This window comes from Candidatus Arthromitus sp. SFB-rat-Yit (assembly GCF_000283555.1).
Classification (GTDB): Bacteria; Bacillota; Clostridia; order Clostridiales; family Clostridiaceae; genus Dwaynesavagella.
On record NC_016012.1, the window covers coordinates 284,419 to 298,790 of the forward strand.

Here is a 14,372-nt window from a genome sequence, read left to right on the forward strand (position 1 = left end):
CTAGATTATAATAAATTTATATATAATTTAAAATATACATTGCTTAAAAATTATATTATCTGTTATTATATCTCTATAGTAATGTTTAATTATATCAGTAAAAGTATTTATATGCAATTTTGATGAAAGGGTAGTGTAGATTTATGCTAGATAAAATAAAAGGAGGACTTGTAATATCTTGTCAGGCTTTACCAGATGAGCCGTTGCATAGTCCGTTTATTATGGGGAGAATGGCACTTGCAGCAAAAGAAGCAGGGGCAATAGGTATACGAGCACAGGGAGTTTCTGACATAATAGAGATTAAAAGAGTAACTGATTTACCTGTAATTGGAATTATAAAAAGGGATTATGAAGGTTCGGAAGTGTATATAACTCCTACAATGAAAGAGGTTAATGAACTTTTAAGTTCTGGATGTGATATGATAGCATTAGATGCAACAAATAGAGTAAGACCTAATTGTGAAAAACTTAAAGATTTAATTTTAAGTATTAAAAGAGAAAATATTTTAGTTATGGCTGATATTTCAAATTATGAGGAAGGAGTTATGGCTGAGGAGCTTGGATGTGATTGTGTATCTACAACATTATCTGGATATACATCGTATACACAAAGAGAAGATGAACCAGATTTAGAATTAATGAAAAAACTTGTTAGAGATTTGAAAATACCAGTAATTGCTGAAGGAAGGATAAATACCCCGGAAGATTTAAAAAGTGTGTATGATATAGGGATACATTCAGCTGTGGTTGGATCAGCAATAACAAGACCGCAACTAATAGCTAAAAGATTCATTGATGTTATAAATAAGTGAATCTGATAAATTTAGTGTTATATTTTATTGTTTTATTATTATTTGAAAACGTTTTATTAAGTGAGGTTTTATTTATGAAAGGTATTTATTCAGCTCTTTTAACTTCTTTTGATAAAGAAGGAAATATTAATGAGAAGGGTATAAGGGAACTTGTTAGGCACAATATAGATTGTGTTAAGGTTGATGGTATTTATGTTAATGGTAGCACTGGAGAGAACTTCATGTTATCAACAGAAGAGAAGAAGAAGATATTTCAAATTGTAAAAGATGAGGCTGATGGTAAGATTAAATTGATTGCCCAAATTGGTTCTATAAATTTAAAAGAGAGTATTGAGCTTGGAAATTATGCAACAGAATTAGGATATGACTCATTAAGTGCCGTAACACCATTTTATTACAAATTTACATTTGAAGAGATAAAAGATTATTATAACACTATAATAAAAGAAACTCAAAATAACATGATAATATATTCTATACCATATTTAACAGGAGTTGATATGGGACTTGATAATTTTGGGGAGCTTTTTAAAAATCCTAAAATAATAGGAGTTAAGTTTACAAATCCAGATTTTTATTTACTTGAGAGGATTATATATACATTTCCAGATAAATTAGTTTATTCGGGATTTGATGAAATGCTTCTACCTGCTGCAGTAGTTGGAGTAGATGGAGCAATAGGATCAACATTTAATGTAAATGGAAGAAGAGCTAAGGAAATATTTGATTTAGTTAGTAAAGGAAAATTAAAAGAGGCAAGGGAATTACAAAGTATTACAAATAATTTAATTACAGAAATTTTAAACAACGGATTATATCAAACAATTAAATTAATATTAGAAGAGTTTGGTGTAAATGCTGGTTATTGCAAGAGACCTTTTAGAGAGTCAACTGATGAAATGAAGAAAAATGCGAAAGAAATATTTAATAAGTATTTTTAATTATGAGGAATTGGATTAATTATGGGATTTAGTTTAATAGATTTTGGAGTGCTAATTGTTTATCTTATAATAGTTCTATTTATTGGTCTTTACTTTTCAAAAAAAGATATGAATGGTAAGGAATTTTTTAAAGGGGATGGCACAATACCTTGGTGGGTTACATCAGTATCAATATTTGCAACACTTTTAAGCCCTATATCATTTTTATCATTAGTTGGTAATTCCTATAATGGGACATGGATCTTATGGTTTGCACAACTTGGGGTATTTATAGCAATACCACTTACAATAAGACTATTTTTGCCAGTATTTAGTAGGCTCAATATAGATACGGCATATCATTATTTAGAGATAAGATATAAAAGTAAGGGATTACGTGTTATAGGGGCTGTTATATTTATTATTTATCAAATAGGTAGAATGTCTATAATAATGTACTTACCATCGATAGTTTTATCAAGATTATCTAACATAAATGTAAACATATTCATAATACTTATGGGAGTTATTGCAATTATATATTCATATTCTGGAGGTATAAAATCTGTTTTATGGACTGATTTTATACAGGGGGTAATTTTAATTTTAGGAGTTATTGGAACATTTATATTTATATTATTTAAACTAGAAGGTGGTTTTGGTGATATAGCAGGTGTGCTATTTAATGAACAAAAGTTTATATCAAGTAGTGATGTGTTGTTTGACCCAAATTTGCTTAAAACTAGTGTATTTATGCTTATTGTTGGAGGAGGATTAAATACATTTTCTTCATATATATCTAGTCAAGATGTTGTTCAAAGATTTACAACAACAACGGATATAAAAAAATTGAAGAAAATGACGTATGCAAATGGAATATTATCTATTGCTGCGGCTACTATATTTTATTTAATAGGTACGGCGTTATTTGTATTTTATAGACAAAATCCAAGTCTTTTGGTAGATACTGCTCAAGATCAAATTTATGCCTCATTCATAGCTTATCAATTACCAGTAGGTATAACAGGATTGTTATTAGCTGCTATATATGCTGCATCTCAATCTACTTTATCTACAGGATTAAATTCAGTTGCAACAAGTTGGACACTTGATATACAAAATTATATAACTAAAGGGCTGAGTTTTAAAACTCAAACTAAAATTGCTCAATTAGTTTCATTGGTTGTTGGTGTTGTATCTGTAATTGTTGCTATGATTCTTGCGACAAGTGAAATTAATTCGGCGTATGAGTGGTTTAATGGATTTGTTGGTGCAGTTCTTGGAGTTTTGGCAGGAATATTTGTACTTGGAATTGCGTGCAAAAATGCAACAAAATTATCTGCATATATAGGATTTATTACAGCTACGATAATCGTACTTTCACTTAAATATATGAATTTAAATATTGATGTTTCTATATGGTCATATTCGCTTATAAGTATAGTTGTTACAGTTGTAGTTGGATATATAGTTAGTTTATTTTGTCGTAAAAATAAATAAAAATAAAATTTTATGGATATTCTCTTGATATTAGAATATCCATTTTATTATTTACTAAAAAATTTTTAGAGAGTATACTAAAAAATAATTAAATTGGAGGTAATTAGTTATGGAATTGAGGTATTGTTTATCATTTGATATAGGGGGAACTTTTATAAAGTATGCTATTATTGATAATAAAGGAATGATTTATAAAAAAGATAAAATTAATACTCCATCATATCCAGCGAAAGAAACTATACCAAATACGCTTATAGATATATTTAATAAATTAAAATCAGAATTTAATATTGATTGTATAGGAGTATCTACAGCAGGGCAAGTTGATGTTGATAAATGTGAAATAAAGTATGCAACAAATAGTATACCAGGGTATATTGGTACGAATTTTAGAGAGTGTATAGGAAAGAGATTTAATATACCTGTATTTGCTGACAATGATGTTAATTCAGCAGCTATTGGTGAAATGTGGCTTGGAAATGGTAGAGGAGTTAAAAATTTTTTATGTATGACTTTAGGAACAGGAGTTGGAGGGGCTATTATAATAGATAATAAGTTACATCGTGGTAATAATTATTCGGCAGGTGAGATTGGACATTTTATTATCTTTCCTAATGGATATAAGTGTAGTTGTGGATTAAATGGATGTTATGAGAGATATGCATCTACATCAGCATTAATTAGAATTTATAAAGAAGAATTGATTAAAAATAATTTACCATGTAATGATACTTATACAGGAGAATACATAGTTGATTTATATTATAAGGGAGATAGTATAGCAAGTTTGGTATATGATAAATTTTTGGATTATATATCGTATGGTATATCAAATTTAATTCGTATTTTAGATATTGGTCTTGTATTAATTGGTGGAGGTATATCGGAACAAGGAGATCCATTTTTTAGTGAAATAAATAAAAGATTTAAAAAATATGTAATTGATGTGTATAAAGATGGTACTATAATAAAGCAAGCTGCACTCAAAAATGATGCTGGTGTTATTGGTGCGGCATATAATTCATTTTTGTATATAAATGCATTATAATTTTTAAAATTTTGGAGGTATGATGTGGAAATTTTATTTATTCCAGTAGCATTAGCTTTAGATGCTTTCGGAGTAGCATTAAGTTTGGGATTTTCAAATAAACACAAGTTTAAGCAACTTATATTATTTTGTTTGAGTTTTGGATTCTTTCAGTTTTTATTTTCATTTTTAGGTGGAATTTTTGGAGATGTAATAAATTCATATGTTTTAACTATTCCAAAAGTATTTGGAGGAATTGTTATCTTAATTGTAGGTATATTGATGTTTAAAGAGGCTTTGGGACATTGTGATGAGGATAATTATGAGGATAAAAAATTATTTAATAATTTGTATATTACTCTTGGTATATCTGTTAGTATAGATGCGTTAGTTGTAGGGTTTACAGCATACAATTTGCATAATTTAAAATTAATATTTTTAAACACACTTTTAGTTGGAGTTGTAACATTAATTTTATCATTATTTGCAGTATTTTTATCTGCTCATTTAAAGAGAATAAGAATTATAACAAAATACGCAGATTTTTTAGGGGGAGTTTTGCTTATACTATTTGGCTTGAAAATGATTTTTTTCTAGATTTATAATATATCCAATATAAAAGTAATTGAGTACATAATTAAGAGTATGGAGTAAAATTGAATAAAATGGTATAATTTATGAAATGACTAGCAATAGTTTTGAGTTAGCTAAGTTTAATGATCCAGAGGTAGTTGTTTATGGAATATATAGATATTTTAAATAGGGTAGGATTAAAAGTAACAAAACCTAGGAGTATTGTTTTAAATATATTTAAGAGTACTGATAAAATTTTGAATGTATCTGAAATTTATGATGTGTGTAAAGATAAAGGGTTTACCATAAATTTATCTACTATATATAGAACATGTGAAAAATTTTCACAAAAAAAAATTATTGATAAAGTTATTGGAAATGATAGAGTAAGTGGATATAAACTTTCTACAATATCTCATGTTCATGAGATTAAGTGTAATTTTTGTAATAAAGTTGTTCACATAAATTGTCCTTTTAATGTTTTGATACAACACATAGAAGATGATACAGGATTTACTTTGACGAAGCATAATATAGAGATAGCTGGTATATGTAATGAATGCAAAAAAAACAAGAACTATTAATTAGTTCTTGTTTTTTGTAATTATAAGGCAAATTATTAGAATTATTATTGATGTAAGGGCTATTGTACCACCTGGAGCTGTATTTAAATGATAAGATAAAAAAAGCCCTAAAAGAATGCATATTATTCCTAGAATAATTGAAATTAACACCGTTTGGGAAAATCCTTTTTTAAATCTAAATGATGCGGCAACAGGTATAATCATAATTGATGATACAACAAGAAGACCGATAACTTTTATAGACGCAGATATTGTTAAACTTAGTAATACCGAAAATAATACATTGTAAAATGACGTATTGAATTTAGATACTTTATAGAAATCTTCATCTAATATCATTAATACAAATTTTTTATAATTAAGTATTAATGTTATTAATACGATCAAGCTTGTACATATTATAAATATTAAATCGTTTCTATTTAATGTAAGGATGCTCCCAAATATTATACTTTCTATATTTATTTTGACAAGACTACTACTTGATATAATTATAGCTATACCTAAACTTAAGGTTAGAAGTATGGAAAGGGATATTTCTGAGAAATTTTTATAATATTTTCTTAAATATTCAATTAAAATAGCACAAGCTATAGTATATACAATTGATACAAGTAAGGAATTTATTCCTAGTACGTATGATAGTGCAACACCAGCAAAAGAAGCATGAGATAGAGTATCACTTATGTATGAATATCTTTTGAGGACTATAAAATTTCCTATGAATGGACATATTATAGATACAAAAAAACCAGCTATAAACGCATTGCGTATAAATTCATATTTAAACACGATATATCGAACCTTCTTTAATTAAAAATACTTTATTGGCGTAATTATTTGAAAAATCCTTATTATGTTCAATAACAACAATTGTTATATTGTTACATATATTCAATTCCTTTAAATCGTCATATATTGTATATTTACTGCATTCATCTAAGTTGTTTGTAGGTTCATCTACCATTAATAAATCTGTTTTTTTAAGAAGTGACCTTATAAGCATTAATTTTTGTAATTGCCCTCCTGACAGTTTTCCAATTAAAGAATTTATATTATCTATTAAATCATATTTTTCACATAAATAAAGGGCGTTAGAAAATGGTGTATTTAATTCTTTAGTATTATATTTTAAAAATTCTTTAACAGTTATTGGGAAATCCTTATTAAAGTTGAATATTTGGGGGATATAGGAAATGTTTTTAGTTCCTATAGATATATTCAAATTTTTGCTTTTTATTAGGTTTAGCATGAGTTTAAGAAGAGTGCTCTTTCCGCATCCATTTTTTCCAACTATGCACACAAAATCCCCTTTATTTATAGATAGGTTTGCGTTTTTAAAAATATAGTTTGAGTTATCATAACTAAAAGTTAAGTTTTCAATATTTATAATTCGATTTGAAGAATTATTTTTTTCGAGAATAAAATTATCCGTATTAGCAATGTTTAACATAAAAAACCTCATTCGTATTGTTGACACTTAATACTTTTATATGTATTATAAACTTGATGCGATTCATTTGCAATAAAAATATATGAAAATTATAAGGGGTTAATTGTTATATGAGTAAGATGAGAAATATTATTTTAGGACTTGTTGCTTTATTATTTATGTCTTGTACAAGCCAGGCTAAAAAGGAAGGAATAAATGTTGTTACAGTTTTAAATCCAAATTATAATCTTCTTAAGTACATAGCTCAAGATAAGGTAGGAGTATATAATATTACACCAAGTGGTGATTCTCATAATTTTGAATTTACTCCTCAAGATATTAAAAATATTCAAGATTCAGATGTTGTTTTTTATAATGGTTTAGGAATTGATGATAAAGTTTTAGATGTAGTTGATAATAAAGATAAATTTGTACAAACAACTAAAAATTCAAATTTAATAAGTTTAGAGGATGATCACATTCATGAAGATGATCATCATCATGAAGATTCACATAGTAATGGAGCATATGATCCACATGTATGGCTAAGTATTAATGAATACAAAACAATGGGTAAAGTTGTGCTTGATGAACTTATTACTATTGATCCTAATAATAAAGATTTCTACACTAATAATTTTAATGAATTTAGTAAAAGAATTGATAAGATATATAATTCATACATAAATGATTTTGAATCTATAGTGAATAAGGAATTTGTGAGTAATCATGCATCTTATGGTTATTTGGCAAGAGATTTTGGTTTGGTAAATAGTAGTTTACATGATGTAAATAATCATGGAGAGGTAAATCCTAAGAATTTACAAAGTATAGTTGATATAATTAGACAGAAAAATATAAAGCTTATTATTGGGGACAAGTATGAAACTAATAAAGAACTTGAAACCATATCAAATGAAACAAATATTACATATAAAGTTGTTAATAATTTAGAAAATCAGGGAGATTATTTTACTGAATATGAAGAACTGCTAAGTTCAATTTATGATGGATTAAGGTAAAAGGGAGTATTTATGGAGTTTAATAGTATATTACTTATAGATAAAGGAAGCAAGAATTTATTTGATGAAGAATTCAGAATTAATATAGAAAATTGTTTCGATAATATAATAGAGTTTTACCGAGAAAATAATAAGATATTTTTAGTTTTAGAATTAAAAGAAGATTATAGTGATTATGAATTTGATAATATAATATCCAAATTTCCATATGAAGAATTTGAAAATATAGGTGTGATTTCATATCCAAAAGATGAAGAATATTATCCTACATTTATAATGGAAATGGATAATGATGTTAGGGAGATTATACAGAATAAAATTGACGATTTGATAGATTTATTTATGGAGAAAATTGTTAAAGTTTATTGTAATAAGATATAATTTAGTATAAAATAAACTATTATGACTACCTATAACCTGATATTAATTAACTTTAGGTTATAGGTAGTTTATTTTAGGTGATTATTATGAAAAAAGTTCGAAATATAAAAAATATTTTAATATCTTATTTTGAAAAGGAGATTAATTTAAATAAATTAATATTACCTTTCGAGGAGCATAATAAGGAAATTAATATTTATATAAAAGAGATAAATGATTATATATTATGTATAAATTTCACATCATTAACTTCTTATATAAATGAAAATAGATATATAGATAGTTATTTTGGATCTAGAGGGATTAAGTGTAACATAATAAATATATTTGTAGTTGACGATTTAGAAAATGTTAAGAATACATATTTTCAGAGCGAGCTCTATGAAGAAGCGATTTTTATTAATCAAAAATCTGGAGAAATAGAGTGTTTTAATGTTCATAGTGTAGGTTTTTTAAATATTATAAAAAATGTAGTTGAAAAATCATATACTAGATTTTTTTCTAGGGGAAAGAATAATCATTTAACTATGTTTATTATTTTGATTAGTATTATAATTTACTTTATTATAGGTAATATTAATGGGAATATTGTTTCAATTCGTGATGAGGTATTACTTTGGGCAGGAGGTAAGATAGATCCGTATATACGTGATGGAGAATATATGAGGATATTTATATCGCCATTTTTACATAAAAATTTTTTGCAGTTATTAGTTGGAGTTATAACGTTGTTTTTTGCAGGGAGTATAGTTGAAAAAAATATTAGTAAGGTTAATTATATAATTCTTATAATATGTGGAATATTTTTTGGTAATTTTTCAAGTTATTTATTAAACTTTTCTAAAGTATTTGGAGTTGGATTATATGTAATAAATTATTGTTTGATAGGTGCATTATTTATTTTAGCTTTTAAATATAAATCAAGAGTAAATAGGTTGTTTTTTGTATTTATATTTTCATTTATAGTACTTAATCTTTTAAATAGTGTATTTCTAAGTAACAATATAGATAATATTGGAAGTTTAGCTTCATTTATAGTTGGTTTGGTGTTTATGAAAGGAATTGACTTGATTAATAGATAATTTACTATAAATAATAAATTCATGGGGAATAAATTGTATGGAAAATGAAAATTATAATTTAAATATTGATACTATAAAAATAGATAAAGATGATATTGTTAATAATTTAATTAAAAAAAGACCTGTATTTACGAATAACGAAGCATTTCCTTGGATGATAATAGGAAGTATAGTTATATATATATCGTTTTATATTTTGCTTGTATATGGTAAAAAAAATCTAATTGATGTGGATTTGGGTTCTCTTAACTTATTGAATGCATATACAGGGAATGATATTGTTTCAGGTAATTATTTTGGAGCTATAACAAATATTTTTATACATAGGAGTTTATGGGATTTAATAAATACTATATTTATACTAGTATTTTGTGGGTTTTTTATGGAGAGATATATAAAAAGGAGTGTAATAGTTTTTGTATATGTATTATCAATTATATCATTTAATTTAATATCGATTTTCATGTATTCAAATCAATATTATTTAGGATCATTTACTATAGTTTCTTCTTTAATTGGGATGTGTATATATTTTTGTTATAGATTTAGAAGATTTATACTTAAAATAGATATATACATATACATATCTTTAATGTTTATAGGGTTTTTTATAAGTTACATGGTAGATTTTTATAGTTTATTACAATTTTTAGCTTCATATTTAATTGGTGTATTTGTTATGTTTATTTTAGATACTAAGTGTTTAAGGAATAATAAATAAATATGTGTAACAAATATTAATTAGTTGATTTCAGGGAGTGGTATTTTGAATTTATTACAAGTTCAGGTTAAGTTAAAACCTGAGAATATCCAATCGTTTATAGATGATTTTTTAAAAGTAGATGGTATTAGTATTTCTGATATTAGATTATACGATGGTATGATTTTAATTAATAAAATTAAGTATAAATCATTTGGTACTATTTCTATAGGGCTTAAGTTCCATAGAATAGAAGATGGAGTTTTATCAATTGTTATAAAGAAGCTTAAAGCAATAAGTATACCTATTAGTATTTTTACTGTAAATTTCATATTGAAAATGGTTATTAATAAGTTAAATATCCAAGGAATTAGTTGTGATGGTAAACAAATAAAGGTAGATCTAAAAAAAGTATTTAAAGAATTTAATTTAAATTTCTTAGAATTAGATATAAAAGATATACAAATAACTGAAGAAAGTATTAATATCACATTTGGAAATTTAGATATTAATATGGTAGAACTTATTAATAACAGTAAAAAAGATACAGTACAAGACTATGTATATGAAATACAAAATGATGAAAAAGATGGAATAAATGTAGAGAGTACTATTACTGAAAATAATAAATTTATGGTGTATAATTTAGAGAATAAAAAGAATGATGATAAATATAGCGAAAAATTTTATAGTCGAGATGAAACTGGTAGTTGTGATAAAACTGGATTTTTTAGAGATCATAAGGGATATTTTTCAGAGTATTCTAGATTTAGAGATAAATTATATGATAGTAAATTTAAACAAACAAATAAGATGCTTTTAGGTAATATTGCATTTATAATACCAGATATAGGTGTATTATGTTATAGATTATTAAGAGATAGAAAAGTAAGAAATGGGGTTAAAATTTTACTTGGATTTACAATAATTTATTTGTTGAGTCCTATAGATTTTATAAATAAAAAGTTTAGCTTTTTAGATAAGATAGATGATGGTTTATTACTCGTATTTACTTTAAATAAAATATTTACATCTATTGACAAAGAGATATTAAGTTATCATTTTGATGGGGATAACGATACGCTTGATTTCTTGATAGATTCATTTGAATTGTTAAATTCAATGTTAGGTATGAATAATATAGATAGATTGTATAATGTATTTGAAAAATTTGTTAGATTTAAATAATGAATAAAAAATATAATTAAACAGATAATATGCTTATGAGAAAATATATAGCTTATTATTGGGGGTTTATTATGAAAGGTGTTATTTTAGGTACTACGGCTGGTGCTTTGATTGGTGCTATAGTTTTTTCTGCTGATTCGAGATCTAGTAAAAGATTTAAGAATAAAATTTTTAAAAATGCAAATAAATTTATTAAAATGGGTATGAAAACTAAATTTCATATAATGAGGAAAATGGCAAGAATTATATATAAATTTGCTTAAAGGCTCCTTTTTAAGGAGTCTTTTTATTTTTAAATTATCTATGATAAAAAATAAGAGATATGGAATTCCATATCTCTTAATGATACTAATTATTTTAATCCATTTTCATATTGTTCAACCATTCTTTTTACCATTTCTCCACCAACAGATCCACATTGTTTAGAAGTTAAATTACCATTATAATCAGTGAAGGGTACACCCATTTCGTTAGCAACTTGGCTTTTAAATTGTTCTAATCCATTTTTAGCATCTGGTACTAATTTACCCATATTTTTAATCCTCCCTAAAATTAAAAATTTATTTAATATCTTATTAACAATTCATTAATAAGACAATATTAGTATTAACTTATATTTTGAATATAATCGTGAAATATAATGGTAGTTATACATAGATTATCCATATAATTTAAAGATTTATAAATTATTTGATAAATATATTTTTTAAAAATAAAAAGGGGAATGCATAAAAATCAGTAAAAATAATAGAGGTAGATATAATTAATAAAATATGATATAATTTTTAATAAGCATTAAAGAAAGTAATAAGACCGAGTGTTTTATTATTGTTGTTTGTATTTTAGGAGGATAGTTTGTTGAATAGAAATAAGACACTTAGATTATTGGTGTTTTTAATAATGGTATTTATTTTTATAGCAAATACTAATGTTATAGCAAGTGTTAAAGATTCATTGGAACAACAAATACAAGAGAATAAAAATAAAATTGATAATGTTCAAAATGAAATAGATAGTATAAATAAAGAAATAGATGCTATTGATAGTGAGTTATCTAAAATTAAGGGAGAGATAGATCAAAGAAATGGAGTTATCAATGAGTATTTAGAGAATATAGAATTGCATCAAAAAAATATAGATGACAAAACAGTATTAGTAGAAGGCGTTGAGAAACAGATAGTTTCTATGGAAGAAAATATAGGAAGGCTTAATGTAGAAATTGAAAAAAATCAGTCTGAATTAATAAGATTAGAATCTATACTTGCCGATAGAATAAAAGAATTTTATAAATATTCTCAAAATAATTCTTTGGGATTAGATTTATTTTTTACAATGGTATTTGATATGAACAAGGATTTACAAGATCTAATGGATACCGTTCATAGTATGTCAAAAATAACTGAAAGCGATAGAAAATTAATAGAAAATATAAAGCAAATTAAAGATAATATAACTAGAGATATGAAAAATTTAGAGAAGGAAACTCAAAGTTTAGCTTTGTACAAGAAGGATTTAGAAACTCAGATACAAGAGATAGAGAATTCTAAGAATGAATTAGTTGTGAAGAAAAATGAGTTGGATGCAGAATTACAAGTTGTTAAAGATTTAGAAAGTGAGTATCAGTCTAGGTATGATGCTTTAGATGAAGATTCTAGAACAAAAAGAAATGAACTTGTAAATATTCAACAGGATAATGAACAATTACAGCAACAGTTGAAAGATTATTTAAATTCTGTAAATAATTCAGGTTTAGTTGGTGGAAGTAATAAGGTAAGTCCAAGTGGATACTTAAGACCATCTACAGGGCCGATTACATCTAATTATGGATGGAGAGTACATCCAGTAAGAGGTACAAAATCACTTCACACAGGCGTCGATTTTGGAGGTAAAGTTGGAGATACAATAATTGCAAGTAGGGCTGGAGATATTGCATTTGCTGGATGGTATAACAATGTTTATGGAAATGTTGTTATTATAAACCATGGAGGTGGGTATCAAACATTTTATGCTCACATGTCAAGAGTTACGGTATCTAAAGGACAAGCAGTTGATCAAGGTGTAAGAATTGGACAAATGGGATCTACTGGTATGAGTACTGGTGCTCATTTACATTTTGAAGTTAGAAAAGATGGATCTAGTTTAGACCCACTTAAATTTTTGTCATAATAGAAATTTTAAAAAGGATGCTATTAATTTAGCGTCCTTTTTATTATAATTAAATAAAAAATATGTATAAGTATGGAAAAATGGTTATAATTAAAATATAATTTTATTTTTGTATTATTTTTTATATATCTCGTTTTGAATATTGGAGGTAAGGATGAGGAGAAGTAGTATTTTCAGTAGGGAATATGAGAAGAAAATAAGAAAAAAGCGATTTATTATATTAATATTGATTTTAACTTTTTTAATTATAGGGGTATTTTACATAGTCAATTTTTCCAAAATTAATAATTATTTAAGAGATAAATATTATTCACTTATATCTAAAGAGATTTCCAATACAAATGAAATAGAAGTGGATAAGTATGATGAAAATGATACAAATAATATTAATGAAGAAACTCGTATTCCATTAGAAGAAAATATCGATAATAATGAGCTTGATAGATTGATTTACAATGTAATTTTAGGAGATAACGAATTAAAAATTTCATATATGAAGGATGAAAATAATATTAAATTTTTAGGATTAATTGATACATTAGATTCGAAATATAGTTTTGATATATCACCGAATAAACAGAAAATTTTGATAGAAAATAATATTACTCAAGATGTATATATGGTTGATTCTATACTTAATACTTTTAAATTGGATCCAGAGTTTTTTTATTCTAATTCAGCTAAAAATAGATTTTATAAAAATGATATAAGGAATACATACGAAAATTATGCTTGGTATAAATCCGCTAAATTTTTAGATGATAATACTGTGGTGTATGTTAGCAATCTTCCATGGTTTGGTAGAAATGAACAATATGTATGGAGGACGGATGTAAGTGATACACAAGATATAAAGCACTTTATGACAAGTATAGCTGGTGAAAATATTGAGTTTGGAGAGTTGACAGAGCATGGGATTAAAGTTAATATAAATAATGAAATGAAGTTATTAACATTTTCTTTTGTTCTTAATTAGTAATCTTGT

Annotated in this window: 17 protein-coding genes; 14 read left to right on the plus strand and 3 right to left on the minus strand. The window is 25.4% G+C overall.

The genetic code is table 11. From position 1 onward, the window contains the following. Positions 1-143 precede the first annotated feature (143 nt). The 6 genes from RATSFB_RS01250 (at position 144) to RATSFB_RS01275 (ending at position 5,416) form a co-directional block, all read left to right on the plus strand. Positions 144-812 carry an N-acetylmannosamine-6-phosphate 2-epimerase gene (locus tag RATSFB_RS01250; protein WP_014094244.1) on the plus strand — a complete coding sequence of 223 codons (669 nt, stop codon included), beginning with the start codon at positions 144-146 and terminating at the stop codon, positions 810-812. A gap of 74 nt (positions 813-886) precedes the next feature. Beyond that, entirely contained in the window at positions 887-1,753 is an 867-nt protein-coding gene (locus RATSFB_RS01255) for an N-acetylneuraminate lyase (RefSeq protein WP_044035479.1), read from the plus strand. 21 nt (positions 1,754-1,774) lie between these two features. Further along, positions 1,775-3,232 carry a sodium:solute symporter gene (locus RATSFB_RS01260; protein WP_014094246.1) on the plus strand — a complete coding sequence of 486 codons (1,458 nt, stop codon included), beginning with the start codon at positions 1,775-1,777 and terminating at the stop codon, positions 3,230-3,232. Between the two features lie 109 nt (positions 3,233-3,341). Next, complete coding sequence (locus RATSFB_RS01265; RefSeq protein WP_014094247.1) at positions 3,342-4,280, plus strand: ROK family protein; 939 nt, start codon at positions 3,342-3,344, stop codon at positions 4,278-4,280. A gap of 24 nt (positions 4,281-4,304) precedes the next feature. Beyond that, positions 4,305-4,856: a manganese efflux pump MntP gene (locus RATSFB_RS01270; protein WP_014094248.1), complete on the plus strand. Its 552-nt coding sequence runs from the start codon at positions 4,305-4,307 to the stop codon at positions 4,854-4,856. A gap of 140 nt (positions 4,857-4,996) precedes the next feature. Further along, a complete protein-coding gene (locus RATSFB_RS01275; RefSeq protein WP_014094249.1) occupies positions 4,997-5,416 on the plus strand; it encodes a Fur family transcriptional regulator in 420 nt (139 codons plus the stop codon). Here RATSFB_RS01275 and RATSFB_RS01280 read toward each other — a convergent pair whose 3' ends face one another. Next, complete coding sequence (locus tag RATSFB_RS01280; RefSeq protein WP_014094250.1) at positions 5,417-6,208, minus strand: metal ABC transporter permease; 792 nt, start codon at positions 6,206-6,208, stop codon at positions 5,417-5,419. Then, positions 6,201-6,869, minus strand: coding sequence for a metal ABC transporter ATP-binding protein (locus tag RATSFB_RS01285; protein ID WP_014094251.1), 669 nt, complete (start codon positions 6,867-6,869; stop codon positions 6,201-6,203). Before RATSFB_RS01285 ends, RATSFB_RS01280 begins: the two co-directional genes overlap by 8 nt. A 110-nt stretch (positions 6,870-6,979) precedes the next feature. Here RATSFB_RS01285 and RATSFB_RS01290 point away from each other — a divergent pair, with 110 nt between their 5' ends. The 6 genes from RATSFB_RS01290 (at position 6,980) to RATSFB_RS01315 (ending at position 11,484) form a co-directional block, all read left to right on the plus strand. Continuing rightward, entirely contained in the window at positions 6,980-7,870 is an 891-nt protein-coding gene (locus RATSFB_RS01290) for a metal ABC transporter substrate-binding protein (protein ID WP_014094252.1), read from the plus strand. A 12-nt stretch (positions 7,871-7,882) separates the two neighbouring features. Then, complete coding sequence (locus RATSFB_RS01295) at positions 7,883-8,251, plus strand: DUF6762 family protein (RefSeq protein WP_014094253.1); 369 nt, start codon at positions 7,883-7,885, stop codon at positions 8,249-8,251. Positions 8,252-8,337: 86 nt separating this feature from the next. Next, positions 8,338-9,333: a rhomboid family intramembrane serine protease gene (locus RATSFB_RS01300; RefSeq protein WP_014094254.1), complete on the plus strand. Its 996-nt coding sequence runs from the start codon at positions 8,338-8,340 to the stop codon at positions 9,331-9,333. A gap of 37 nt (positions 9,334-9,370) precedes the next feature. Further along, the gene (locus RATSFB_RS01305; protein ID WP_014094255.1) at positions 9,371-10,054 is read left to right on the plus strand and encodes a rhomboid family intramembrane serine protease; all 684 of its coding nucleotides are present in this window, start codon (positions 9,371-9,373) and stop codon (positions 10,052-10,054) included. 45 nt (positions 10,055-10,099) lie between these two features. Next, positions 10,100-11,221 (plus strand): YkvA family protein, encoded by a 1,122-nt coding sequence (locus RATSFB_RS01310; protein ID WP_014094256.1) that lies wholly within the window; start codon positions 10,100-10,102, stop codon positions 11,219-11,221. Positions 11,222-11,292: 71 nt separating this feature from the next. Continuing rightward, positions 11,293-11,484, plus strand: a complete 192-nt coding sequence (locus RATSFB_RS01315) for a YtxH domain-containing protein (RefSeq protein WP_242821404.1) — start codon at positions 11,293-11,295, stop codon at positions 11,482-11,484. Positions 11,485-11,573: 89 nt separating this feature from the next. On the opposite strand, the gene RATSFB_RS01320 is transcribed toward RATSFB_RS01315, so the two are convergent. Next, on the minus strand, positions 11,574-11,753 hold the full coding sequence (locus RATSFB_RS01320; RefSeq protein WP_005807127.1) for an alpha/beta-type small acid-soluble spore protein: 180 nt from the start codon (positions 11,751-11,753) through the stop codon (positions 11,574-11,576). Positions 11,754-12,079: 326 nt separating this feature from the next. Here RATSFB_RS01320 and RATSFB_RS01325 point away from each other — a divergent pair, with 326 nt between their 5' ends. Continuing rightward, complete coding sequence (locus RATSFB_RS01325) at positions 12,080-13,387, plus strand: murein hydrolase activator EnvC family protein (RefSeq protein WP_044035481.1); 1,308 nt, start codon at positions 12,080-12,082, stop codon at positions 13,385-13,387. A gap of 154 nt (positions 13,388-13,541) precedes the next feature. Then, positions 13,542-14,363, plus strand: a complete 822-nt coding sequence (locus RATSFB_RS01330) for a hypothetical protein (protein ID WP_014094258.1) — start codon at positions 13,542-13,544, stop codon at positions 14,361-14,363. The last annotated feature ends 9 nt before the right edge of the window (positions 14,364-14,372 follow it).

Bases quoted from the DNA above. Each gene is read 5' to 3' on its own strand.
- RATSFB_RS01250 (WP_014094244.1), top strand. From the start codon at position 144: ATGCTAGATAAAATAAAAGGAGGACTTGTAATATCTTGTCAGGCTTTA.
- RATSFB_RS01255 (WP_044035479.1), top strand. From the start codon at position 887: ATGAAAGGTATTTATTCAGCTCTTTTAACTTCTTTTGATAAAGAAGGA.
- RATSFB_RS01260 (WP_014094246.1), top strand. From the start codon at position 1,775: ATGGGATTTAGTTTAATAGATTTTGGAGTGCTAATTGTTTATCTTATA.
- RATSFB_RS01265 (WP_014094247.1), top strand. From the start codon at position 3,342: ATGGAATTGAGGTATTGTTTATCATTTGATATAGGGGGAACTTTTATA.
- RATSFB_RS01275 (WP_014094249.1), top strand. From the start codon at position 4,997: ATGGAATATATAGATATTTTAAATAGGGTAGGATTAAAAGTAACAAAA.
- RATSFB_RS01285 (WP_014094251.1), bottom strand. From the start codon at position 6,869: ATGTTAAACATTGCTAATACGGATAATTTTATTCTCGAAAAAAATAAT.
- RATSFB_RS01290 (WP_014094252.1), top strand. From the start codon at position 6,980: ATGAGTAAGATGAGAAATATTATTTTAGGACTTGTTGCTTTATTATTT.
- RATSFB_RS01295 (WP_014094253.1), top strand. From the start codon at position 7,883: ATGGAGTTTAATAGTATATTACTTATAGATAAAGGAAGCAAGAATTTA.
- RATSFB_RS01300 (WP_014094254.1), top strand. From the start codon at position 8,338: ATGAAAAAAGTTCGAAATATAAAAAATATTTTAATATCTTATTTTGAA.
- RATSFB_RS01305 (WP_014094255.1), top strand. From the start codon at position 9,371: ATGGAAAATGAAAATTATAATTTAAATATTGATACTATAAAAATAGAT.
- RATSFB_RS01315 (WP_242821404.1), top strand. From the start codon at position 11,293: ATGAAAGGTGTTATTTTAGGTACTACGGCTGGTGCTTTGATTGGTGCT.
- RATSFB_RS01320 (WP_005807127.1), bottom strand. From the start codon at position 11,753: ATGGGTAAATTAGTACCAGATGCTAAAAATGGATTAGAACAATTTAAA.
- RATSFB_RS01330 (WP_014094258.1), top strand. From the start codon at position 13,542: ATGAGGAGAAGTAGTATTTTCAGTAGGGAATATGAGAAGAAAATAAGA.